Origin of the sequence: Ensifer sp. PDNC004 (assembly GCF_016919405.1) — a bacterium.
Taxonomy (GTDB): domain Bacteria; phylum Pseudomonadota; class Alphaproteobacteria; order Rhizobiales; family Rhizobiaceae; genus Ensifer.
This window is the reverse complement of the sequence record NZ_CP070353.1, coordinates 2,416,377-2,438,008: the sequence shown is the minus strand read 5'-3', so window position 1 is coordinate 2,438,008 and position 21,632 is coordinate 2,416,377. Positions and strand designations below refer to the sequence as shown.

The 21,632-nt window shown below is 64.1% G+C and carries 21 protein-coding genes and 1 pseudogene; 10 read left to right on the top strand and 12 right to left on the bottom strand.

Translation table 11 applies throughout. The features are described 5' to 3' along the window. Positions 1 to 88 precede the first annotated feature (88 nt). From putA to JVX98_RS20060, 3 genes are all read right to left on the bottom strand, one after another. The gene (gene putA / locus JVX98_RS20070; protein ID WP_205237196.1) at positions 89 to 3,796 is read right to left on the bottom strand and encodes a trifunctional transcriptional regulator/proline dehydrogenase/L-glutamate gamma-semialdehyde dehydrogenase; all 3,708 of its coding nucleotides are present in this window, start codon (positions 3,794 to 3,796) and stop codon (positions 89 to 91) included. 186 nt (positions 3,797 to 3,982) lie between these two features. Then, complete coding sequence (locus JVX98_RS20065; protein WP_205237195.1) at positions 3,983 to 4,297, bottom strand: YkgJ family cysteine cluster protein; 315 nt, start codon at positions 4,295 to 4,297, stop codon at positions 3,983 to 3,985. Between the two features lie 41 nt (positions 4,298 to 4,338). Then, a complete protein-coding gene (locus JVX98_RS20060; protein WP_205237194.1) occupies positions 4,339 to 5,145 on the bottom strand; it encodes a phosphodiesterase in 807 nt (268 codons plus the stop codon). 200 nt (positions 5,146 to 5,345) lie between these two features. On the opposite strand from JVX98_RS20060, the gene JVX98_RS20055 reads away from it, so the two are divergent. Further along, a complete protein-coding gene (locus JVX98_RS20055; RefSeq protein WP_205237193.1) occupies positions 5,346 to 6,380 on the top strand; it encodes a proline racemase family protein in 1,035 nt (344 codons plus the stop codon). Positions 6,381 to 6,467: 87 nt separating this feature from the next. Here JVX98_RS20055 and JVX98_RS32720 read toward each other — a convergent pair whose 3' ends face one another. Together JVX98_RS32720 and JVX98_RS32715 are read right to left on the bottom strand one after the other, a co-directional pair. Then, on the bottom strand, positions 6,468 to 6,806 hold the full coding sequence (locus tag JVX98_RS32720) for a tetratricopeptide repeat protein (RefSeq protein ID WP_371826572.1): 339 nt from the start codon (positions 6,804 to 6,806) through the stop codon (positions 6,468 to 6,470). Continuing rightward, positions 6,783 to 7,328 (bottom strand): annotated as a pseudogene (locus JVX98_RS32715) (sel1 repeat family protein); the annotation flags it as partial. The pseudogene JVX98_RS32715 and the gene JVX98_RS32720, both read right to left, overlap by 24 nt. 216 nt (positions 7,329 to 7,544) lie before the next feature. On the opposite strand from JVX98_RS32715, the gene JVX98_RS20045 reads away from it, so the two are divergent. Beyond that, positions 7,545 to 8,168, top strand: coding sequence for a FecR domain-containing protein (locus JVX98_RS20045; RefSeq protein WP_205239488.1), 624 nt, complete (start codon positions 7,545 to 7,547; stop codon positions 8,166 to 8,168). A gap of 35 nt (positions 8,169 to 8,203) precedes the next feature. On the opposite strand, the gene JVX98_RS20040 is transcribed toward JVX98_RS20045, so the two are convergent. Both JVX98_RS20040 and JVX98_RS20035 read right to left on the bottom strand, forming a co-directional pair. After that, complete coding sequence (locus tag JVX98_RS20040) at positions 8,204 to 10,066, bottom strand: CHASE2 domain-containing protein (protein ID WP_205237191.1); 1,863 nt, start codon at positions 10,064 to 10,066, stop codon at positions 8,204 to 8,206. A 5-nt stretch (positions 10,067 to 10,071) separates the two neighbouring features. Continuing rightward, the gene (locus JVX98_RS20035) at positions 10,072 to 10,776 is read right to left on the bottom strand and encodes a Crp/Fnr family transcriptional regulator (protein ID WP_043618891.1); all 705 of its coding nucleotides are present in this window, start codon (positions 10,774 to 10,776) and stop codon (positions 10,072 to 10,074) included. Positions 10,777 to 11,039: 263 nt separating this feature from the next. On the opposite strand from JVX98_RS20035, the gene JVX98_RS20030 reads away from it, so the two are divergent. Continuing rightward, entirely contained in the window at positions 11,040 to 11,462 is a 423-nt protein-coding gene (locus JVX98_RS20030; RefSeq protein ID WP_043618888.1) for a DoxX family protein, read from the top strand. Positions 11,463 to 11,650: 188 nt separating this feature from the next. Here the strand turns inward: JVX98_RS20030 and JVX98_RS20025 are convergent, their stop codons facing one another. Beyond that, positions 11,651 to 12,079 (bottom strand): RbsD/FucU family protein, encoded by a 429-nt coding sequence (locus tag JVX98_RS20025; RefSeq protein ID WP_192447971.1) that lies wholly within the window; start codon positions 12,077 to 12,079, stop codon positions 11,651 to 11,653. Next, positions 12,079 to 13,311 (bottom strand): ROK family transcriptional regulator, encoded by a 1,233-nt coding sequence (locus JVX98_RS20020; RefSeq protein ID WP_205237190.1) that lies wholly within the window; start codon positions 13,309 to 13,311, stop codon positions 12,079 to 12,081. Before JVX98_RS20020 ends, JVX98_RS20025 begins: the two co-directional genes overlap by 1 nt. A 342-nt stretch (positions 13,312 to 13,653) precedes the next feature. Here JVX98_RS20020 and JVX98_RS20015 point away from each other — a divergent pair, with 342 nt between their 5' ends. The 7 genes from JVX98_RS20015 to JVX98_RS19985 all read left to right on the top strand — a co-directional run bounded on the left by JVX98_RS20015 (position 13,654) and on the right by JVX98_RS19985 (position 20,428). Then, entirely contained in the window at positions 13,654 to 14,679 is a 1,026-nt protein-coding gene (locus JVX98_RS20015; protein WP_034797243.1) for a sugar ABC transporter substrate-binding protein, read from the top strand. A gap of 201 nt (positions 14,680 to 14,880) precedes the next feature. Next, entirely contained in the window at positions 14,881 to 15,966 is a 1,086-nt protein-coding gene (locus JVX98_RS20010; RefSeq protein WP_192447969.1) for an ABC transporter permease, read from the top strand. Then, positions 15,966 to 16,748, top strand: a complete 783-nt coding sequence (locus JVX98_RS20005; RefSeq protein WP_034797240.1) for an ATP-binding cassette domain-containing protein — start codon at positions 15,966 to 15,968, stop codon at positions 16,746 to 16,748. Before JVX98_RS20010 ends, JVX98_RS20005 begins: the two co-directional genes overlap by 1 nt. Then, positions 16,745 to 17,365 (top strand): nucleoside triphosphate hydrolase, encoded by a 621-nt coding sequence (locus JVX98_RS20000; protein ID WP_205237189.1) that lies wholly within the window; start codon positions 16,745 to 16,747, stop codon positions 17,363 to 17,365. The genes JVX98_RS20005 and JVX98_RS20000 overlap by 4 nt, the downstream gene beginning before the upstream one ends. Before the next feature lie 186 nt (positions 17,366 to 17,551). Beyond that, a complete protein-coding gene (pyrC, locus tag JVX98_RS19995; RefSeq protein WP_205237188.1) occupies positions 17,552 to 18,589 on the top strand; it encodes a dihydroorotase in 1,038 nt (345 codons plus the stop codon). A 128-nt stretch (positions 18,590 to 18,717) separates the two neighbouring features. Continuing rightward, a complete protein-coding gene (locus JVX98_RS19990) occupies positions 18,718 to 19,410 on the top strand; it encodes an orotate phosphoribosyltransferase (protein WP_043618867.1) in 693 nt (230 codons plus the stop codon). Between the two features lie 91 nt (positions 19,411 to 19,501). Next, entirely contained in the window at positions 19,502 to 20,428 is a 927-nt protein-coding gene (locus JVX98_RS19985; RefSeq protein ID WP_205237187.1) for a carbohydrate kinase, read from the top strand. Positions 20,429 to 20,431: 3 nt separating this feature from the next. Here JVX98_RS19985 and JVX98_RS19980 read toward each other — a convergent pair whose 3' ends face one another. The 3 genes from JVX98_RS19980 to JVX98_RS19970 all read right to left on the bottom strand — a co-directional run bounded on the left by JVX98_RS19980 (position 20,432) and on the right by JVX98_RS19970 (position 21,626). Beyond that, the gene (locus JVX98_RS19980; RefSeq protein WP_192447965.1) at positions 20,432 to 20,644 is read right to left on the bottom strand and encodes a helix-turn-helix transcriptional regulator; all 213 of its coding nucleotides are present in this window, start codon (positions 20,642 to 20,644) and stop codon (positions 20,432 to 20,434) included. Positions 20,645 to 20,647: 3 nt separating this feature from the next. Beyond that, the gene (locus tag JVX98_RS19975; protein WP_205237186.1) at positions 20,648 to 21,202 is read right to left on the bottom strand and encodes a DUF2975 domain-containing protein; all 555 of its coding nucleotides are present in this window, start codon (positions 21,200 to 21,202) and stop codon (positions 20,648 to 20,650) included. Positions 21,203 to 21,335: 133 nt separating this feature from the next. Continuing rightward, positions 21,336 to 21,626, bottom strand: a complete 291-nt coding sequence (locus JVX98_RS19970; RefSeq protein WP_205237185.1) for a hypothetical protein — start codon at positions 21,624 to 21,626, stop codon at positions 21,336 to 21,338. Positions 21,627 to 21,632: the final 6 nt, after the last annotated feature.

The following is a 21,632-nucleotide window of genomic DNA, read 5'->3' as shown; positions in this document are numbered from 1 at the left end:
ACGGCCGTCACCGCCGGATGATGCCCCTGTTCCTTCATTGCCTCTCCCGCGTTCGGGAGAGGCATTCTTGTAGCGTGACCGATGTCGATCAGCCGATCGCCATCAGGCTGGCATTGCCGCCGGCAGCGGCCGTGTTGATCGAGGTCGAGACCTCCTCGAGCAGCCAGTTCAGGCAATAGGCGTCGGGGTTCTTGCCGATCTCTTCGGTCGAAGCCGCCTGGACGAGAACGAGCGGGCCGGGAAGGCCGGCAATCGCCTTGCTGACTTCGCGTACGCGGGGGCCATCACCTTCGACGAGCGCGCCCGCGAACGGACCGTCGGCCGCCCAGTCCTTCGACCAGGAAAGCCGTGCGGAGACGCTTGCCGGCAAATCCTTCAGCGAAGCCTGCAGGCCGGAGGCCGCGTCGACGACGACGGTGTTGCCGGTGGCAAGGGCGGCACCCAGCTGGCGGTAGAGACCGGTTTCCGTCGCCGGAACCAGAAGCACGCGGCCACGCGGATGCAGCGCATAGAGGTTGCGCTCGCCGACCGGGCCCGGAAGCTCGGAGGCAAGGCCGAGGGCCGAGTTGCTGCCGGCCGTGCGGGCGGTCTCGGCCTCGGCCTTTGCGCCCTTGCCGTCGAGCCACTTGGCAAAGTCGAGCAGCGCCGGATCGGTGTGAACCGAGCTGTGCTGCGGCGGAACCGGGGCGGTGGCGACGAGGCGGCCGAGATAGAGCGGGCCGCCGGCCTTCGGGCCGGTGCCCGAGAGTCCGCGCCCGCCGAACGGCTGAACGCCGACGACGGCGCCGATGACGTTGCGGTTGACGTAGAGGTTGCCCGCCTTCACCCGCGAGGTGACGTGAGCGATGGTCTCGTCGAGGCGCGTGTGCAGGCCGAAGGTCAGGCCGTAGCCGGTGGCGTTGATGTCGTCGATCAGCCGGTCGAGATCGTCGCGGCGGTAGCGAATGACATGCAGCACCGGACCGAAGACTTCGCGCTTGAGGTCCGAGAGCTTGTCGAGCTCGATGATCGTCGGCGGCACGAAGGTGCCCTGTTCGGTGCCGGAGGCAGGGCCGATCTGTTCGACCTTGCGGCCGAGGCCGCGCATCGTCTCGATGTGCTTTTCGATGATGCCCTTGGCTTCCGCGGTGATGACGGGGCCGACGTCGACCGAGAGCCGGTCGGTGCGGCCGATCTTCAGCTCGTGCAGCGCGCCCTTCAGCATCGAAAGCGTGCGGTCGGCCACGTCTTCCTGCAGGCAGAGAACGCGCAGCGCCGAGCAGCGCTGGCCGGCGCTGTCGAAGGCCGAGGCGATGACGTCGCCGACGACCTGTTCGGCAAGCGCCGAGCTGTCGACGATCATGGCGTTCTGGCCGCCGGTCTCGGCAATCAGCGGGATCGGCCGGCCGGCCGGCGACAGCCGGTCGGCAAGCTGCGCCTGGATCAGGCGGGCGACTTCGGTCGAGCCGGTGAACATCACGCCGGCGATCTCGGGGGCGGCAACTAGGGCCGCGCCGATGCGGCCGTCACCGGGCAGCAGTTGCAGCGCGTCGGCCGGGATGCCGGCCTCGTGCAGGATGCGCACGCCTTCGGCGGCGATCAGCGGCGTTTCCTCGGCAGGCTTTGCCAGCACCGGGTTGCCGGCAACCAGCGCTGCGGCAATCTGGCCGGCGAAGATCGCCAGCGGGAAGTTCCACGGGCTGATGCAGACGATCGGACCAAGCGCCTTGTGGGCCGGGCCGAGCGTGCGGCGCGTCTGTTCGGCGTAATAGCGCAGGAAGTCGATCGCCTCGCGCACTTCGGCGATTGCGTTCGGCAGCGACTTGCCGGCTTCGCGCGAGATCAGGCCGAGCAGGGTCGGCATGCGCGCCTGCATCAGGTCGGCAGCGCGCATGAGGCAGGCGGCGCGCTCGGCCGGCGAAACGGCAGCCCAGCTTGCGGCTGCCTTGGCGGCAAGGCTCGCTGCCTGGCGGGCGTCGGCTTCCGAAGCCTCGGTGACCGAGCCGACCACGTCACGGTGATCGCCGGGGTTGACGACGGCGCGGGTTTCGCCGGAGGCGGGGCCGGTTGCCAGCAGCGGCACGGCCTTCCAGTCGATCATCGCGCTTGCCTGCAGCGCTGCGGTCAGCGAGGTCAGGCCCGCTTCGTTCGAAAGGTCGAGGCCGGCGGAATTGCGGCGCGTGTCACCGAAGAGGTTGTCGGGCAGCGCGATCTGGTCGTGCGGCGCGCCGACGACCGGCATGGCGCGGACGATCTCGACCGGATCGGCGATCAGTTCGTCGACCGACACCTTCGGGTCGGCGATGCGGTTGACGAAGGAGGAGTTCGCACCGTTTTCGAGCAGGCGACGAACGAGATAGGCAAGCAGGGTCTCGTGCGTACCGACAGGCGCATAGATGCGGCAGGGACGGTCGAGATTGCCCTTGCCGACGACTTCGTCATAGAGCGGCTCGCCCATGCCGTGCAGGCACTGGAACTCGTACTTGCCGACCTTGAAGTCCTTGCCGGCCATTTCGTAGATGGTCGCGAGCGACTGGGCGTTGTGAGTGGCAAACTGCGGGAAGATCACGTCGGTCGCGGCCAGCAGCTTCTTGGCGCAGGCGATGTAGGAAACGTCGGTGTAGATCTTGCGCGTGTAGACCGGGAAATCTTCCAGGCCGTCGAGCTGGGCGCGCTTGATCTCGGCATCCCAATAGGCGCCCTTGACGAGGCGGACCATGACGCGGCGCTCGGCGCGGCGGGCAAGGTCGATGATGAAGTCGAGCACGTAGGGGCAGCGCTTGCCGTAGGCCTGGACGACAAAGCCCATGCCGGCCCAGCCGGCGAGGTCCTTGTCGAGGCACAGCTCTTCGAGCAGGTCGAGCGAAAGTTCGAGACGGTCGGCTTCCTCCGCGTCGATGTTGAGGCCGATGTCATACTTCTTGGCGATGACGGCAAGCGCCTTCACCTTCGGCAGCAGCTCTTCCATGACGCGCGAGGCCTGCGAACGGGCATAGCGCGGGTGAAGGGCCGAAAGCTTGATCGAGATGCCCGGGCCTTCATAGATGCCGCGGCCGGCCGATGCCTTGCCGATGGCGTGGATCGCCTGCTCGTAGTCGCGATAGTAGCGCTCTGCATCGGCAGCCGTGGTCGCCGCTTCGCCGAGCATGTCGTAGGAGTAGCGGAAGCCCTTCTGTTCGAGCGCGCGCGACCGGCGCAGCGCCTCGTCGATGGTCTCGCCGGTGACGAACTGTTCGCCCATCATGCGCATCGCCATGTCGACGCCGCGGCGGATGACCGGCTCGCCGCAACGGGCGATCAGGCGGGTGAGGGCGGCGGAAAGGCTGCGGTCGTTGACGGTCGAGGTCAGCTTGCCGGTAACGACGAGACCCCAGGTGGCGGCGTTGACGAACAGCGAGCGGCCGCCGCCGATATGCGACTTCCAGTCGCCGTCGGCGATCTTGTCGCGGATCAGCGCGTCACGGGTTGCCGTGTCCGGGATGCGCAGCAGCGCTTCGGCCAGGCACATCAGCGCCACGCCTTCCTGGCTCGACAGCGAATATTCCTGCACCAGTCCTTCGACGCCCGAGCCCTTGTGCTTGGCGCGCAGCGCCTCGATCAGCTTGCGGGCGGTCTTGGCGGCGGCGGAACGGGTGGCCGCGTCGAGCGTTGCAGCTTCGACCAGTGCCGGCAGTGCTTCCGTTTCCGGCCGGCGGTAGGCGGCGGTGATCGCCTGGCGCAGCGTGCTCTGCGGTCGAACCGGTGGGGCGAACTCGGCAAAGGGAGCCTGAGGCGCGCCGGTCTCTGCAGTGGTCTTGTGAAGCGGTGTCTGGCTCATCGAGCGCTATCCTCCGGGAAGCGGTTTGAAGGGCGCAGCGCGCGCCCGATCGTGGCCGGAAAATACGCTTCCTTTCGCCGTACATCCATCCGGCAAATTTGATCTTTCGCGGAATGTTTCACCGTCCGGTGCGTGCGGAGCCGCAGAGGATGCGGAATGTTCGCAAAATCACCGGATGATCCGGTGTTATGCGGCCTTGCCGAAGTGCTTCTCGCGGGCCATCAGGCACTCGTCGTCGCCGGGCATGCAGGTGCGACAGACGATCGGCCGGATCGCGTAGATCTTGCAGCCGACATGGTCGCCGAGCTTGCCGCTGAGCGCCAAGCAGCGATCGTCCTCGCAGCGCATGCCGCCGAGGTCGGCGGACACATATTCCGCTGGGATCAGGTCGAGCTCCTCGTCCGTCTCCAGCGAGAAACGCGGCCAGTCGGCCGAATAGGCGCAGCAGGCGCCGCAACTCTGGCAATCGAAGCTTTCGTCGAGGGATACGGGTTTGGTCATAGCCTCAAACTAGCATGAAGGTCCGCGGTCTGAAATGGCCCTTACGCGATGGCGGCATCTCGGCGGGCGATCTCGTAGTCCTCCGTATGCACCAGCACGCCATCGTCGGTCACGACGGCGATGCCATAGGCGGCCGGCTCGTCGACCGACAGCGAGGCGTCGGGTGCATCGAAGGGCATCGGCTGCTGGTGTACGGGGCTCTTGAAGACCGAGAACGGAATGCCGCGGCAGGAGCCGCTGATCGTCCGGTGCACATGGCCGGCGAAGATGTGCCGCACATTGCCGTGCAGTTTGACGAGGTCGTAGAACTCCGTCTCGTTGGCGAGCCGGATCATGTCCATGCCGCTAAAGCCCGTCCTGTGCGGCGGATGGTGCATGAAGATGAGCACCGGCCGGTCGCCGGCATCGGCCAGTTGCCTGTCGAGCCAGGCGAGCCGCTTGGCGCAAAGCACACCCGCATGGCTGGTCGGATAATCATAGGGCGGGGCAAACAGCGTATCGAGCAGGAGGATACGGCAGTCGGCAAAATCGATAGCCTGCTGCACGAAGCCGTTCTCGTCGGTCTCTGCAGCGGCAAAGACCTCGCGGAACACCTCGCGCCGGTCGTGATTGCCGATGGTGATGGCGACCGGCGGCGTCAGCTGATCGATCAGCCGCTTCAGGCGCTGGTAGGACGCATGGTCTGCATGGTGGGTGAGATCGCCCATGAAGACCACCCGGTCCGCATCCGCATGATAGCGGTTGACATGGGCAATGCCGTTGGCCAGCCGCTGATACGGATCGAGGCCGATGATCGTCGTGCCCTCGGGCACCATGTGCAGGTCGGTGAAGATGATCAGCTTTGTCATGGAGTTCCAGAGGGTTGCGTCCGATTGGCCCAAGCTGTCGTGCGGGCGCACTTGCGTCAAGCCGCATCTTTGGGCTCGACAGACGAACAGCGGCTCGCGGTTTTTCTTGCGGGCGCCCGCGGAAAGCGGTAATGCAGGCGCATCTGATATATCAGTCATGATCGCCGTTGAGGCGATGGCAAACGCGTTGGAGAAACGGCATGCGGTGGAAGCGCACGATCCAGTTGCTGGACGTTCATTGCGAGGGCGAAATCGGCAAGGTCGCGATCGGCGGCGTGCCGAAGATCCCGGGCAACTCGATCGCCGAGCAGCTCAACCACATCAATACGGTCGACGACAGCCTGCGCCGGTTCCTGTGCCTGGAGCCGCGTTCCGGCTCGATCGGCTCGGTCAACTTGCTGGTGCCGCCGAAGCGGCCGGAAGCCGACGCCGGCTTCATCATCCTGCAAGCCGACCAGGCGCACGCCATGTCCGGCTCGAACTCGATCTGCGTCACGACCGCGCTCTTGGAATCCGGCATCATCGAGATGAAGGAACCCGAGACCGTCGTCATGCTCGACACCGCCTCCGGCCTCGTCAAGGCAACCGCCACCTGCCGCGATGGGCGCTGTGAGAAGGTGAAGCTGACCATGGTGCCGTCCTTCGTGCATGAGCTCGACGTCGAGGTCGATACGCCGAAGTGGGGCAAGATCAAGCTCGACCTCTGCTATGGCGGCATCTTCTACGCCCTGGTCGATGTCGGCCAGATCGGCACGACGATCGACAAGGCGAACGCCCGCGAGATCGTCGAAGCCGGTATGATCCTCAAAGACATCGTCAACCGCACCATCCCGGTCGTCCATCCGGAAATCCCTGAGATCAAGGGCGTCGCCTACGTCATGTTCCGCGATGTCGAGGCCGACGGCACGATCCGCACCTGCACCACCATGTGGCCGGGTCGCGTCGACCGTTCGCCCTGCGGCACGGGCAGCTCGGCCAACCTCGCGACGCTGCATGCGCGCGGCAAGGTCAAGGTCGGCGATGTCCTGAAGTCACGCTCGATCATCGGTTCGGAGTTCGAAGTCGGCCTCGAAGGTGTGACGACGGTTGCCGGCCGCGAGGCGATCATCCCGACGATCGCCGGCCGAGGCTGGACCTTCGGCCTGCACCAGGTGGCGCTCGATCCGTTCGATCCGCTGGCCGAAGGCTTCGCGCTGACCGATACCTGGGGGCCGCAGGCAGGCGAAATCCGCTAGTCGGCTCTTAGGGGCTGTTCCAAACGAAAACGCGGGCCGAAGATCATGGGATCTCCGACCCGCGTGGCCCTTGGGAGGCGTGTTCGATTACTTGACGCGGCTGGCCTTGGGCAGCATGGCTGTCTCAAATCCGTCCCTGACGCTGAGTTCGGCGAGCTTCTGGCCGGCAAACGCATCGCCTTCATTGGCCGCCTTGCGGAAGATTTCCCGTGCCGCGGGGATGTCCTTGTTGATGCCTTCGCCGTTCTCGAGCATCAAGCCGAGATTGACCATGGCATCGACATTGCCGCGGTCTGCGGCCAGCCGGTAGAACTTCGCGGCCTTCGCGTTGTCCTCGGCGACCAGCTTTCCTTCATCCAGGATGACCGCGAGATTGAAGGCGGCGACGTCGTCGCCAGCGAGCGATGCCCGCTCGAACCATGCGATCGCCAGTTCGCCGTTGACCGAGGTTCCCATGCCGTCGCGATAGGAGACGCCGAGATTGTAGGCGGCGAGAATGTTGCCGGCGGCGGCCGCCTTCTGGTTCAGCGCGAATTCTGTTGCGATGTCGCCGCCTTCGCCGACGAGGACGGCATAGTTGGTCATGGCGAGCGCATGGCCATGCTCGGCGGCTTCGCCGAGGATGCGCTGCGACTGGATCTTCTGGCCGGCCTTGTCGAGAACGCGGGCCAGCTGAAACTCGGTGCGGGCGCCACTCTTCTGGTTATAGGCCTCGCGGCAGGCCGACAGCGCCACGCCGATCTTGATGTCCTCGGTGGCAACGGCCGGGAAGGCCATATTGCGCTGCAGGTCGAAGATGCTGCCTGCCTCGCGGTCGCAGACATCGGCTGCGGAAAGCTCGGCGGCGCGGGCTGAAGGAAGTGCGATCGCAGCAACCGCCAGCAGGCTGACGACGGCCAGGAATACGGCGTTGATGATGCGGCTGCCGGATGCGCTGCGATTTTCCATGAAACTCTCCCTTCTCTTGACGGTGAACTTATCGCTGTCCGTTGGAGGCGGCTGTTCCGGCGGGAACAGCCCGGCAACGAAAGCTCTGGCGAAGTGGCGAGGGACTGCCGCGGGCCCGGCCTCGCGCCCGCTTGCATCCGGCAGCGCCGGGACTATCCTCGGATGGCGGCAGCGCGCAAAACGGGAGAGATGCAAATGGATGATCTGGCAGCGTCGATGCGCAAGTTGCTGGTGAGCCGGCGCGTCGTCGTCGGCGGCCTGTTGCTGACGGCAGTCGGCCGCGGTGCTGCGCCCGCCTGGGCAGACTCGGCCCTTGGCGAAGCAACGGAGATCCGCGGCGATGTCCGGCTAAGGCAGGCGAAAAAGGACAAGCCGCTCGCCGTCGGCGGCCAGCTTTTCGAGAACGACCGCGTGCACACGAACGCCGAGAGTTTTGCAACCTTGAACCTCGGCACGGATACGCGCGTGCTTCTGGGCGCCGAAACCGAACTGCTCGTCGACAGTTTCATTGCCGGGCAGGGCGGCACGCTCGAGCTTGGAACGGGTCGCATGGTCTTCGACCGGCCTGAGGGGCTGCCGAAGGTCGACGTGGCTGTGCGCACCGCCTTCGGCATGATCGGCGTGCGCGGCACCAAATTCTTCTGTGGTCCGAGCCGGGCAGCCTTTGCCGTCTTCGTCGAACATGGAAGCGTTTCGGTCGCGCGCGGCGGCGTCACCAAGATCGTCGCTGCCGGGCAGGGGGTGGAGTTTCATCATCGCGGCGACGCCCCGAGCGAGCCCGTCAACTGGGGCGAGGCGCGCATCAAGGAAGCCTATGCGAGTGTCGGCTTGACGCGTTGAACTGACGCCGGATCGAGATTATCCGGCGCGCCGCGTCAGTCGGCGACCGTGAACAGTTCCATCATGGAGAACCCGCGGATCTCGTGGCTGCCGAGCGGGCGAAGCGGCCGTTTGCTTTCCTGAGCGGCAGCAGGCCCGACACAGATCGCCGTGCCGAGAAACTTGTTTGCCTCCTGCAGGCGCGCTGCCAGATTGATCGCGTCGCCGTGGGCGGTGTAGTCGAGCTTGCCGCCGGCGCCGACCTCGCCGACGACGGCCGGCCCGGTCTCGATGCCGATCCGCGTCCGGCCGAAAGCGTTGGCGGCGAACTGCGGACGCCTGCGCATCTCTTCCGTCAGCGCGTGGATCGCCTTGGCGCAATCGATCGCCCTGTCGACATGATCGGCCAGGTCCTCCGGGGCGTTGAAGAACGCGTGCACCGCATCGCCCACCACCTTGTCGACCATGCCGCCATGGTCGGCCACCAGCGCGTTGACTTCGGCGAAATAGATGTCGAGCAGGGCGATGAGCTCGCGCGGCTTCAGCCTCTGCGACAGGGTGGAAAAGCTCTCGATGTCGGTAAAGAGCGCGGTCACCTGACGCTCCTCGCCTGCCATGCGGGCAAGTCCGGGATTGTCGATGTAGCGGGCGACAACCGACTGCGGCAGATATTGCGAAAACTTCTGCCGGGCCGTCGCTTCCGCGCGCCGAACCTCGGCAAATTGCAGCACGCTGGTCACCGCAAGGACGGCAATAAGCGCGATCGAAATGCTGACGGCGTCGATGAGCCAGCCGCTGCCATCGTAGATGACGGCGGCGGCCGTCACGGCGGTGGCGACAGCGCCAAGGCCGAGCGCTGCCGATGTCAGCGGGCGCAGGCGGGTGGCGGCGAAGGCGACGCCGAGGCCGGCGACAAGTGCTGCCACGGCTTCCGCCAGCGGCAGTCGGCCGTCGCGCTGCGGCAGGAAGCCGGTCAGGATCGCATTGGCGATGTCGGCGTGGATCTGCACCGAGGGTTCGAGCGGCATCGAAGCGCTCGGCCTGAGGCCCCCGAGGTTTGGCAGGCTGCTTCCGATCAGCACGAGCTTGCCGGCGAAGCGTTCCGCCGAAGCCTTGCCGGACAGGACGTCGGCCGCCGAAACCGTGCGTTCGCTCAGCCGCTCCTGCGGGCTTGCCACGAAACGCAGGCTTCCGGTGTCGTCGAGCAAGATCGTTTGCCCGTCGATGCGCACCCAGGCCGGCTGGCCGCCGAGGATGGGCGTGCCACCGCCCCGCATCTGCCGGGTCGCTTCGATCGCCAGCGTCGGATAGGCGTCGTTGCCGAGGATGGCATAGGCCTGAACCCGGCGTATGCGCGCATCCTCGTCGCCGACGAGAAACGAGGCCGCCGCCGCACTTGCCTGATCCATGAAGGCCGGGCACGAGGTTTCGGCGCCGTCGAGAAACCACAGTTCGGGTGCGGTGAAGGGACGGCTGAGCGCCAGCGGCGGCACGGGACGCGGCCGCTCCTGCACCGTATCGGCAACGAGGAAACCAAGCACGACGGCGGTCTTCGAAAGTGCTGCAGCAAGCGCCGGGTTGCCGTCGGAGGTCGAGTTACAATCGGCGCTGAAGACGAAGTCGACCGCAATCACCTTGGCGCCCGCGGTCGCGAGCTGCGACAGAAGCTCGGCGGTCGCTGCCCGGTCCCATTCGCCCGACGGGCGCGACTGGTGGGCCTGCCTGTCGATGTCGACGACGATGATATCAGGGGACTGGGGTGCCGGAACCCATTGCGTCAGACTGTCGAAGAACAACTCGCGCTGGGTTTCGAACAGAGGTCCGGCGTAGAGATAGAGCGCTATGGCCGCAAGCAGGCTCGTGAGGCAACCGCCGGCAAGCGGCGTGAAACGCAAACGCCGGCGCTGCTCAGCGACCATACGGACTAGTCCTCCTCGGGGTCAGCAATGCTCTGCAGGCGGCCGACCTTGCAGGCGATGATGCCTTCGTTGCGCTTGATCGCGCCGCTTTCCTCCAGCCATTGGATGGCGCGGTTCACCTTTGGCCGGCTGGCGCCGAGCACGCCGGCGATATCCGTCTGGCTCATGGTCAGCCTCAGATTGGCGCTTTCCGGCAATTCGTTGCCGTGGATCTGCCGGAGCGTCGCGAGGAAGAAGCGCGCCACCCGGGCGTTGAGGTCGTAAAGCGCGATAGTTTCCAGCCGCTCGGTCGTGTCGCGAAGCTGGGCACAGAGAAAGCGGATCACTGCTTCGGCCGCTTCCGGGCGATTGGTGACGATATCGAGAAAGGCCTTTTTGCCGATCACATAGCCTTCGGACGCGGTCATGGTCGTCGCATCGGCCGAACGGGTCTGGCCGTCGAGCACGGCCATCTCGCCGAAGATCGCGCCCGCTTCGTGCTGGCGCAGCATGAGCTCGCGTCCCTGCGGCGTGATCAGCGACAGCTTGATGCGCCCAGAGATGACGACAATCATGTAATTGCCTTCATCGCCGCGCTGGAAGATCACGGTGCCGGCCGGCCACTTCCGGTAGGTTGCGATATCCGCAAGCTCGGCAATCGTGCTCTTGTCGAATTCTTCAAAAATCGGAAACGAGCGCCAGAATGTCGGGCTCCGGTTGATTTCGTTCATGTCATGCCCCCGCGCGGCGTTCCCCAGCCGCGCCGAAATTCTTTGCTCAGCCGCTGCGTCCTTGCAACAGAAAAGAACGGCGCGCCGTCGTTGTGGTCCCGCATTGCCTTGCAGTTTTGCGTCGAGAACCGGTCGGTAGAAGGTTGACGATGGGTCGTAGGCGTTTCATTTTTGTGAACGATCTGTCGCTTGCGGAGCGGCTAGATGATTTTGAGAATGCTGATACTTCTGTTGTCAACAACCGTTTCTCACAGGAGCCTTCCATGCCTCAGAATGTTGCCGTCCTCGTCGGACGCATCCTGCTTTCTATCATGTTCATCATGTCCGGTTTCAGCAAGCTGATGGATCCCTCGGGCACTGCCCAGATGATCACCGGCGCCGGCTGGCCGGCTCCGACCGTGCTTGCCTACCTCGCAGGTCTCTTCGAGCTTGTTGCCGGTCTCGCCGTCCTCGTCGGCTTCCAGACGAAGATTGCTGCCTATCTGCTCGCCGCCTTCAGCTTGGTCACCGCCTTTGCCTTCCACAGCGGCGCGATCAATGTTCCGAACTTCCCGCCGGAAGCCAATGGCCTGCTCACCGTCTTCAACGGCCTGATGATGATGAAGAACGTTGCGATCGCCGGCGGCTTCCTGGTGCTCGGTGCTTTCGGCCCCGGCGCGCTGTCGGTCGACAAGCGCGGCGCCTGAGGCTTGGTCTCACCGCAATAACAAAAGCCCGCCGTCCATCGGCGGGCTTTTTTGCGTTTGAACAGGGTCGGAGTGGGTGCGTGCGGAAAACCGCGCACACTTTTCCTCATCGCGTTCTCGGCGCATTCGGTCTTTGATTTTCGCATGTCGTCATCACAAAACCGCTGCGCACCTTTGCGCGACATGCTCTAGGGATAGATCACGCCCTTGCGCAGGATGACGTTTCCGTAAAGTCGAGGCTCGCTGGTCTGCACGACCGTATGGGCGGCTCGAACGCGCGGATAGAAATCGGCGCCGAGCAGGGGAACGACGCGGCGGTTCGGCTCGTGCCTGCCGCAGCACGCGATGATCTCCTGGTGGACCGGATCGAGCGCGTCCTTGTCCTGTTTGACCGTTGCCCGGAAGATCGCGTCGGCCACGAAATCGTCGATCGGCAAGACGCTCAAGATGGCGTCGAGCACCGGGATCAGCCCATGCCCGTCGAGCCGCACGAGCCGGCGCGCATGTTCCTGGCCGGGATAGTTGCCATCCACCAGCGCGATCTCGTCGCCATGGCCCATCGCCCGCAGCGTTGCGAGCAGTTCGGGACTGAGGATCGGGTTTAGGCCTTTCAGCATCAGCCGAGCTCCTTGAAGAGGACATTGGTGTCGAGCAGGTAGCGGGAAAAGAGCGGCAGGCTCGCGCCGCCGATGGCGCGCGCGTGGCTGCCAACCATGCCTTCCACCAGTTCGGGAATGGTCACGCCCTGAAGGTCGAGGTGGTAGAGCGCCTTGCGCGTGGCGGAAAGCAGCCGCGCCCGCACCCAGGGCGGAAAGCCGCCGTCGATGACGACGGCGGAGAAATCGACGATCGAGACGGCGGAGACGACGGCCTGGGCAAGAGCTGCGCCGCAATCGTCGATCCAGATGTCGAGCGGCTCGCCGAAATCGATCCAGTCGTCGGCCGAATACCAAAGCGGTCGCGGATCGATGCCGCGCTCGCGCAGGAGGTTCTCGAGCACGAAGACCGAGGCGATCTTGAGGAGCTGAATGGTCTTGCCGTCCTTGCCCGAGACCGGCAGCGGGCCGACGGCGCCGGCCGTGCCGGTGCGTCCGGAAAAGAGCGCGGAGTTCAGCACGACGCCGCCACCGATGAACGAGCCGATGTAGAAATAGACGAAATCCGGATAGCTGGCGCCGACGCCGAAGGCGAGTTCTGCGCCGCAGGCGCTGGTGCCGTCGTTCTGCAGGAAAACAGGATAGGTGGTGCGGGCTGCGACCGCCGCCTGCAGGTCGACGTCGCGCCACTTGTTCATCTCTTCTCGCGGCGCGCCCACTTCCTCCGCCCAGTTCCAGAGTTCGAAGGGCGTGGCGATGCCGATGCCGGCAATGCGCTTGCGCTGGTCGGGGTTCAGCTGCTGCTCGAGCTTCGCCATGCCCGAAATGATGAAATCGACGAGATCGCCGGGCAGCGGATAGGGGTGCACATGGTGCAGATGCAGGCGGATGGTGCCGACGAAATCCATCAACACCAGATCGGCGCTGCGTCGGCCGATCTTGACGCCGAAGGAATAGACCGCGTCCGGATTGAGCCGCATCGGCGTCGAGGGCTGCCCGACCTTGCCTCTGACGGGATCGCCCTTGACCAGAAGGCCGTCGCTTTCGAGCGCCCGCATGATCACCGAAACAGTCTGCGCCGACAGGCCGGAGCGCCGGGCGATGTCGGCCTTGGAGAGGCCGCCGTGGCGCCGGACAAGCGACATGACCAGCCGCTCGTTATAGGCGCGCACACGCGTCTGGTTGGCGCCGCCACTCGGGTCGATGACTTCAGGCTGCGTCGGTCCCCTGTCGGGGCCGTCTGTCAGTGACATGCCACCGTCTCCTCCCGTTGGCATTGGATCATGTGCGCAGGATGCAGGCGGAAACCGCATGGGGCATTCCCCATCCCGTTCTGCTGCCCGCTTGGCGCAGGTCTCTTGTTTCCACTTGTCGCGGCTCTGTCAATTTGATCGGCGCGCCAATCCTCCGGTGGACCGCTGTCATCCCAAGAATGCCACATCGAAATAATAATTCAATTTGATTTATTTATTGACACCCCGGAAATTTAGTGTTTGTTTTTGTCTCGGAAGCGCCAGTTGCAGCGGAGGAGAATGCTGCGGTGGTGTAGCCAGGGCCGGTCCGCCGGCACGATTTTCAATCCTTGGGAGGATTTCATGAAGAAGACTGTTCTTTCCGCTGCTTTTGGCGCGCTGTCGCTTGGCGTTGTCTTCGCCATGCCCGCGCAAGCCGCCGATGTCGGCGCCTGCCTGATTACCAAGACCGACACCAACCCCTTTTTCGTCAAGATGAAAGAGGGCGCGACTGCCAAGGCCAAGGAACTCGGCGTGACGCTGAAGTCCTATGCCGGCAAGATCGACGGCGACCATGACAGCCAGGTGGCTGCGGTCGAATCCTGCATTGCAGACGGTGCCAAAGGCATCCTGATCGCCGCCTCCGACACCAAGGCGATCGTCGATCAGGTCAAGAAGGCGCAGGAAGCCGGTCTGCTCGTGATCGCGCTCGACACGCCGCTCGATCCGGCAACCGCCGCCGATGCGACCTTTGCTACCGACAACCTGCTCGCCGGCAAGCTGATCGGCCAATGGGCCGCCGCCACCATGGGTGATGGTGCCAAGACCGCCAAGATCGGCTTCCTCGACCTGACGCCGTCGCAGCCGACAGTCGACGTTTTGCGCGACCAGGGCTTCATGATGGGCTTCGGCATCGACACGAAAGATCCGAACAAGATCGGCGACGAGGACGATCCGCGCATCGTCGGCCACGACGTCACCAACGGCAACGAGGAAGGCGGCCGCAAGGCGATGGAGAACCTTCTGCAGAAGGATCCCGATATCAACGTCATCCACACCATCAACGAGCCGGCCGCCGTCGGCGCTTATCAGGCGCTGAAGGCCGTCGGCAAGGAAAAAGACGTGCTGATCGTTTCGGTCGACGGCGGTTGCCCGGGCGTCAAGTCGGTCGCCGAAGGTGTCATCGGCGCAACCTCGCAGCAGTACCCGCTGATGATGGCGGCGCTGGGCATCGAGGCGATCAAGAAGTTCGCCGACACCGGCGAGAAGCCGAAGCCGACCGAAGGCAAGGACTTCTTCGACACCGGCGTTTCGCTGGTCACCGACAAGCCGGCAGCCGGCGTCGAATCGATCGATACCAAGGTCGGCACGGAGAAGTGCTGGGGCTGATCGCCACCTCGCTTCGAACATATGAGCTAGTCACCGAAGGGCGGCCCCGGCCGCCCTTCGCATAAGCGCCGATGTCTTTGACAAGGCGAAGAAAACCGCGCAGCCTCATGTAGGAGTGCTGATGCCCGCCCGAAGGCGGGCGGGCTGTGCACCAAGCAGCATCGCAACCCCTTGGGAGCGGGGTTCACGGGAGGAAGGTCCATGGGCGAGCCCAACACAGCCGCGCAGCCATCCCAGGAATTCGAAAAAGTCCTGGTCAACAGTTCGACGCAGGTCGCGTCGTTCGACACGCATGACAAGACAGCGGTCCAGAAGATCCAGCATTTCCTGCATTCGACGCCGGCCGCCGTGCCGTTCATCGTGCTGGTCGCTGCGATCCTGATTTTCGGCATCGCCATCGGGGGTAAGTTCTTCTCGTCCTATACCCTGACCCTCATCCTCCAGCAGATCGCCATCGTCGGTATCCTCGGCGCGGCGCAGACGCTGGTGATCCTGACCGCCGGCATCGACCTTTCGATCGGCGTGATCATGGTGCTTTCAGCCGTCATCATGGGCAATTGCGCCGTGACCTACGGACTTCCCGCACCGATCGCCATCGCCATCGGCTTCCTCGTCGGCGGCGCCTGCGGCTTCCTCAACGGTTTCCTCGTTTCCAGGGTAAAGCTGCCGCCGTTCATCGTGACGCTCGGCACCTGGTACGTGATCATGTCGACGAACTTCATCTATTCGGCCAACGCGACGATCCGCGAGGCCGACGTGACGGCCGTCACCCAGATGCTCCACCTCTTCGGCGTCAGCTTCAAGGTGGGCTCCGCCGTCTTCACGCTCGGCGTGGTGATGATGGTCGTGCTGGTCTTGGGCCTCTGGTACGCGCTGAACCACACCGCCTGGGGCCGCCACCTCTATGCCGTTGGCGACGATCCGGAAGCGGCGAAGCTCTCGGGTATCCGCACCAGCCGCGTGCTCCTGAGCGCCTATACGCTGGCCGGCCTGATCGCGGCGCTTGCCGCCTGGGTCTCGATCGGCCGCAACGGCTCGATCTCGCCGTCCGCTGCGGTCACCGACTACAACCTCCAGGCCATCACCGCAGCCGTGATCGGCGGCATCTCGCTCTTCGGTGGCCGCGGGTCGATCCTCGGCACACTGATCGGCGCGATGATCGTCGGTGTCGTCTCCATGGGTCTCAACATGCTGGGCGCCGACCCGCAATGGAAGGTCTTCCTCACCGGCGTGCTGATCATCACCGCCGTCGCAATCGACCAATGGATCAGAAAGGTAGCAGGCTGATGGCTCAGGAACCCATTCTCACCGCGCGCGGCCTGGTCAAGCGTTACGGTCGCGTCACCGCCCTCGATCATGCCGATTTCGATCTCTATCCCGGCGAGATCCTCGCCGTGATCGGCGACAACGGTGCCGGCAAGTCCTCGATGATCAAGGCGATCTCCGGCGCCATCACGCCGGATGAGGGCGAGATCCGGCTTGAGGGCCAACTGATCAACTTCCGTTCGCCGATGGAAGCGCGAACGGCCGGCATCGAAACGGTCTATCAGAACCTGGCGCTGTCGCCGGCGCTGTCGATCGCCGACAACATGTTCCTCGGCCGCGAAATCCGCAAACCTGGCATCATGGGCAAGCTCTTCCGCACTCTCGATCGCGCGGAAATGGAAAAGCGGGCGCGGGCGAAACTGTCCGAGCTCGGGCTGATGACGATCCAGAACATCAACCAGGCGGTGGAAACGCTCTCGGGCGGCCAGCGCCAGGGTGTTGCCGTGGCTCGGGCCGCGGCATTCGGCTCCAAGGTGGTGATCATGGACGAGCCGACGGCGGCACTCGGCGTCAAGGAAAGCCGGCGGGTGCTGGAGCTGATCCTCGACGTGCGCTCGCGCGGCCTGCCGATCGTCTTGATCTCGCACAACATGCCGCATGTGTTCGAGGTGGCCGACCGCATCCACGTTCACCGTCTCGGCAAGCGCCTCTGCGTCATCAATCCGAAGGAGCATACGATGTCGGATGCGGTTGCCTTCATGACCGGGGCGAAGGAGCCGCCGCGCGAGGCGCTTGCGGCATGAACGTCGAGCCGGTCGCCAACGAAATCCTGAAACGGGCGGCCGGTGCCGCCCGCTTCGTCGTCGCCATCGCCGGGCCGCCCGGTGCCGGCAAGTCGACGCTGGCCGAGGCGCTGGCCGAAACCCTGGTTGCCGGCGGCGAAAGGGCGGCGGTTCTGCCGATGGACGGCTTCCACATGGACAATGCCGTTCTTGAGGAAAAAGGTCTGCTCCCACGGAAGGGGTCGCCGGAGACCTTCGACGTCAGGGCTTTTCTTTCGACGGTCGCCGCTGTCCGCGCCAATGACGGCGAGGTGCTGGTTCCGGTCTTCGACCGCTCGCGCGAGATCGCGATCGCCTCGGCCCGGATCGTTGCGCCCGAGACCCGCATCATCCTGGTGGAGGGCAATTACCTGCTGCTCGACGAGGCGCCTTGGTCGGGGCTCGAAGGCGCCTTCGATTTCTCGATCTTCATCAATCCCGGCGTCGAGGAACTGGAGCGGCGGCTTCTAAAACGCTGGTACGATCACGGCTATGACGAGGAGGCGGCAAAGCGCAAGGCTCTCGGTAACGACATCCCGAACGCGCATCGGGTGGTCGAGCATCAGCGGGCTGCCGATCTGGTGCTTGCGGATTTCTGAGCGATGGCCGGATTGCGGATTGTGTTTGCGGGCGCATTGGTGATATCGAGACGCGGTTCCACCACATGAGAAACCGCCCGCCACCCGCGCACCCGCCGGCTCGCAAAGCCGCGCGCGCGGATCGGGCGCGAGCCCGGGGCTGCGGTTTTCCGTCTGCGCCTGCTCTGACCTAGGAGAACGCTGACCATGCAAGACCTCGTTATCCGCCGCCCGGATGATTGGCACCTTCATTTGCGCGACGGCGACATGCTGAAGGGTGTTATCGCCGATACCAGCCGCCATTTCGCCCGCGCGATCATCATGCCCAACCTGGTGCCGCCTGTCGTCACCACCGCAGACGCCTCCGCCTATCGCGAACGTATCGTCTCGGCGATCCCGGCCGGGGACCGGTTCGAGCCGCTGATGACGCTCTACCTGACCGCAGGCACCAATCCCGACGACGTCGAAGCCGGCCACAAGAGCGGTCTCGTCAAGGCGGTCAAGCTCTACCCGGCAGGTGCGACGACCAACTCGCACAGCGGCGTGCGCAACATCGACGAGGCGATGCCGGTGCTGGAGCGCATGGCAAAGATCGGCCTGCCGCTCTGCGTGCATGGCGAAGTCACCAGCTCTGATGTCGACATCTTCGACCGCGAGGCCGTGTTCATCGAGACCGTGCTCGATCCCTTGCGCAAGCGCCTGCCGGAACTGAAGGTGACGATGGAGCACGTCACCACCAAGGACGGCATCGACTACATCAAGGCGTCGAAGGCGAACCTTGCAGGTTCGATCACCACCCATCACCTGATCATCAACCGCAACGCCATTCTCGTCGGCGGGATCAAGCCGCACTATTACTGCCTGCCGGTTGCCAAGCGCGAGAACCACCGCCTCGCACTGCGCGCGGCGGCCGTCTCCGGCGACAAGCGCTTCTTCCTCGGCACGGACTCCGCACCGCACGTCGATCCGCTGAAGGAATGCGCCTGCGGCTGCGCCGGCATCTACACCTCGATCAACACCATGAGCTGCCTGGCGCATGTGTTCGAAGAGGAGGGCGCGCTCGACAAGCTCGAAACTTTCGCCTCGCTGAACGGCCCCGCCTGGTACGGCCTGCCGGTTAACGAGGAAACGATCACGCTGCGCAAGCAGGCCGAGGTCGTAACCTATCCGAAGAAGATCGAGACCGGCGCCGGTACGGTCACTGTTTTCGATCCGATGTTCCCGCTGCACTGGGCCGTCGTTTGATCGCAACTGCATGATTCCCTGGATCGGATGGATCCAAAGGCAAAGTTATGCAGCAGCTGAAGATGTTACAGCGACCTTTGCGCGTCTGAACAGACGCGCGGCGCTGCAGAGAATTGAAGGAGAGTTTGATGTTTTCCAACGCGTTCACCGACAAGGCCGTCATGGCCGAGCTGGTCGCCAAGATGCTCTGGGAGATCAAGGCGGTGCATTTTAGCGCCGACAAGCCCTACAAGCTGTCGTCCGGCATGGCGAGCCCGGTCTATATCGACTGCCGCAAGCTGATTTCCTATCCGCGCATCCGCTCGGCGGTGATGGATTTTGCCGCCGCATCGATCCTGCGCGAAGCCGGTTTTGAGAAGTTCGACGTGGTTGCAGGCGGCGAAACCGCCGGCATTCCCTTCGCCGCCATGCTTGCCGAACGTCTCGGTCTGCCGATGATCTATGTGCGCAAGGCGCCCAAGGGCCACGGCCGCAACGCCCAGATCGAAGGCCATATGCCGGAAGGCGCCCGCGTTCTCGTCATCGAGGACCTGACGACGGCTGGTGGCTCGATGTTCAAGTTCATCGACGCCATTCGTGCGGCCGGTGGCATCGTCGACCACGGCATTGCGCTCTTCTACTACGACATCTTCCCGGAAGCGGTCGGCGAGATGAAGGGCAAGGGCGTCGACCTGCACTGGATCGCCACCTGGCGCAACGTGCTTGCTGTCGCCCGCGAGCAGAAGCTGTTCGACGAAAAGACGCTCGGCGAAGTCGAGGCCTTCCTCAACGCGCCGCTCGCCTGGTCAGGCCGCAACGGCGGCGTCAGCGCGCTGGCGTAATCTTTGGCGAGGCCTCGGTCTGCCGGGGCCTCGCAGCGTCTTGAGCTACATTTTTTAAATCGATTGAAAATCTGTCGAGGAGGATAAGCCGATGATCGTATGTTGCGGAGAAGCGCTGATCGACATGCTGCCGCGGGACACGACCGCGGGCGAGAGCGCCTTTGCGCCCTATGCCGGCGGCGCGATCTTCAACACGGCGATCGCCCTTGGCCGCCTCGGCATCCAGACCGGATTTTTCACGGGTCTCTCCGACGACATGTTCGGCGATATCCTGCGCGACACGCTGACGGCAGCGAATGTCGATTTCGGCCCCTGCGCCACGCTGTCGCTGCACACGACGCTTGCCTTCGTCAAGCTGGTCAACGGCCATGCCAGCTACGCCTTCTTCGACGAAAACACTGCCGGTCGCATGATCACGTCAGAGCATCTGCCGGCGCTTGGCGACTTCTGCGAGGCGCTGCATTTTGGCGCGATCAGCCTGATCCCCGAGCCCTGCGGCTCGACCTATGAAGCGCTGATGACGCGCGAGCATGAGAAGCGGGTGATTTCCTTCGACCCGAACATCCGGCCGGGCTTCATCAAGGACAGGGAATCGCACCTCGCCCGCATGAACCGCATGGCGGCGATGTCCGATATCATCAAGTTCTCCGACGAGGACCTCGCCTGGTTCGGCATGGAAGGCAGCCACGACGCTCTCGCCGCCGAATGGCTGAGACGCGGCCCGAAGCTGGTGCTGATCACCAAGGGCGCCGATGGCGCCGTCGGCTACACCGCGCGCCACAAGGTCGAAGTTGCCGGTGAGCGGGTGACGGTGGTCGATACCGTTGGCGCCGGCGACACGTTCGATGCCGGCGTGCTGGCATCGCTGAAGCTGGCCGGCCTCCTGAGCAAGGCAGATGTTGCAGATCTCACTGAGGCCGCCGTCCGCAATGCGCTGGCGCTCGGCGCCAAGGCGGCAGCCGTCACCGTCTCGCGCGCCGGCGCCAACCCGCCGTGGAAGCATGAAATCGGTCTTTGATCGTTAGCCTGGGTCCGGGCGGTATTCCAGAATATCGCCCGGCTGGCAGTCGAGGGCTGCGCAGATCTTTTCCAGTGTGTCGAAGCGCACGCCCTTCACTTTTCCGGATTTCAGCAGCGAGATGTTCTGCTCGGTGATCCCCACCTGCTCGGCAAGGTCGCGTGAGCGGACCTTGCGTTTCGCCAGCATCACATCGAGATTGACGACGATCGGCATGCGTTAGACGAAGCTCCTGTTCTCCGCTTCGATCCCCGACGCGATGACCATGACGTGGCCCAGTCCGACGACCAGGCCCGCCATCAATAGCACGATCATCGTGCCGCCGTTGATGTCGAACATCACCGCATGCCCCGTGGCGCCCGGATTGTCATAGGTGACGGCCAATATGCCGATCCCATTGCTGACGGTCATACACAGCGAACCGAAAAGGACGGTGAGGCCCACCCGCCGCAACAGCACGCCGTTGCGGCTGGAGAGGATCTCTCCACGCTGGAAGCTTTCGAAAAGCTGCCAGGCGAATGCTAGGCCGGCAATGACGAGCGCGTTGTTGAGCGCGGCCAGAAAGATGACGGTCCCGATGGCGCGATAGGACAGGGTTATGATCTCAACCCGAGGAAAGACGATGTCGCGAACGCCCTGTTCGAAGCCTTGCCGGTCGAAGAAGATTTGCCAATGGGTGTAGACGACCGCCGAACAGAACAACGCTCCGCACAAAATGATCATGAGTTTCATCAAGCGGCTGAGCTTGCGCAGCCTCTCGGCGGAGTTCGTCATGAAAAGTCCTTTATCGTTTGGCTTGTATTTTTATCGTAAAACAATAAATAATTACCGTCAATTGTGATCTTGGTTTTGGCGAGGCTGAACGAGCACGGGCGGCCTCGCCTCTCAGGCGCAAGGGAGGCACGCCCTAGGAACGGATTGCCCAGGCCGCTGCAGCGGCATCGAACTTGAATTTTGCAGAATCCTGGATCGAAGACATGATGCAGAGCATAGATTCGATCTTGTTCATCTGACGGATGAGTTCGAGATATCTCGCTTGCTCATCCCAATTGAGCTGCTCCGCGTTCTCCATGACCCAAGGGATAATTTCGCGAGAGGCCTCGTCCGGTGGCGTGTCCTTTGCCGTCAGCAGCATCGACCGCGTGAATGTCCGCGCCGCCAGTGTTTTGACCGGTTGCGTACTGTGGCGGAACTGCATGCTCGT

What these genes read in the sequence shown, in the direction of transcription:
- putA (WP_205237196.1), bottom strand. Translation starts at nt 3,796, where the DNA reads ATGAGCCAGACACCGCTTCACAAGACCACTGCAGAGACCGGCGCGCCT.
- JVX98_RS20055 (WP_205237193.1), top strand. Translation starts at nt 5,346, where the DNA reads ATGCGGTGGAAGCGCACGATCCAGTTGCTGGACGTTCATTGCGAGGGC.
- JVX98_RS20015 (WP_034797243.1), top strand. Translation starts at nt 13,654, where the DNA reads ATGAAGAAGACTGTTCTTTCCGCTGCTTTTGGCGCGCTGTCGCTTGGC.
- JVX98_RS20060 (WP_205237194.1), bottom strand. Translation starts at nt 5,145, where the DNA reads ATGACAAAGCTGATCATCTTCACCGACCTGCACATGGTGCCCGAGGGC.
- JVX98_RS20000 (WP_205237189.1), top strand. Translation starts at nt 16,745, where the DNA reads ATGAACGTCGAGCCGGTCGCCAACGAAATCCTGAAACGGGCGGCCGGT.
- JVX98_RS20025 (WP_192447971.1), bottom strand. Translation starts at nt 12,079, where the DNA reads ATGCTGAAAGGCCTAAACCCGATCCTCAGTCCCGAACTGCTCGCAACG.
- JVX98_RS20040 (WP_205237191.1), bottom strand. Translation starts at nt 10,066, where the DNA reads ATGGTCGCTGAGCAGCGCCGGCGTTTGCGTTTCACGCCGCTTGCCGGC.
- JVX98_RS20045 (WP_205239488.1), top strand. Translation starts at nt 7,545, where the DNA reads ATGCGCAAGTTGCTGGTGAGCCGGCGCGTCGTCGTCGGCGGCCTGTTG.
- JVX98_RS19990 (WP_043618867.1), top strand. Translation starts at nt 18,718, where the DNA reads ATGTTTTCCAACGCGTTCACCGACAAGGCCGTCATGGCCGAGCTGGTC.
- JVX98_RS20030 (WP_043618888.1), top strand. Translation starts at nt 11,040, where the DNA reads ATGCCTCAGAATGTTGCCGTCCTCGTCGGACGCATCCTGCTTTCTATC.
- JVX98_RS19970 (WP_205237185.1), bottom strand. Translation starts at nt 21,626, where the DNA reads ATGCAGTTCCGCCACAGTACGCAACCGGTCAAAACACTGGCGGCGCGG.
- JVX98_RS20065 (WP_205237195.1), bottom strand. Translation starts at nt 4,297, where the DNA reads ATGACCAAACCCGTATCCCTCGACGAAAGCTTCGATTGCCAGAGTTGC.
- JVX98_RS19975 (WP_205237186.1), bottom strand. Translation starts at nt 21,202, where the DNA reads ATGACGAACTCCGCCGAGAGGCTGCGCAAGCTCAGCCGCTTGATGAAA.
- JVX98_RS19980 (WP_192447965.1), bottom strand. Translation starts at nt 20,644, where the DNA reads ATGCCGATCGTCGTCAATCTCGATGTGATGCTGGCGAAACGCAAGGTC.
- JVX98_RS20010 (WP_192447969.1), top strand. Translation starts at nt 14,881, where the DNA reads ATGGGCGAGCCCAACACAGCCGCGCAGCCATCCCAGGAATTCGAAAAA.
- JVX98_RS20020 (WP_205237190.1), bottom strand. Translation starts at nt 13,311, where the DNA reads ATGTCACTGACAGACGGCCCCGACAGGGGACCGACGCAGCCTGAAGTC.
- pyrC (WP_205237188.1), top strand. Translation starts at nt 17,552, where the DNA reads ATGCAAGACCTCGTTATCCGCCGCCCGGATGATTGGCACCTTCATTTG.
- JVX98_RS20035 (WP_043618891.1), bottom strand. Translation starts at nt 10,776, where the DNA reads ATGAACGAAATCAACCGGAGCCCGACATTCTGGCGCTCGTTTCCGATT.
- JVX98_RS19985 (WP_205237187.1), top strand. Translation starts at nt 19,502, where the DNA reads ATGATCGTATGTTGCGGAGAAGCGCTGATCGACATGCTGCCGCGGGAC.
- JVX98_RS20005 (WP_034797240.1), top strand. Translation starts at nt 15,966, where the DNA reads ATGGCTCAGGAACCCATTCTCACCGCGCGCGGCCTGGTCAAGCGTTAC.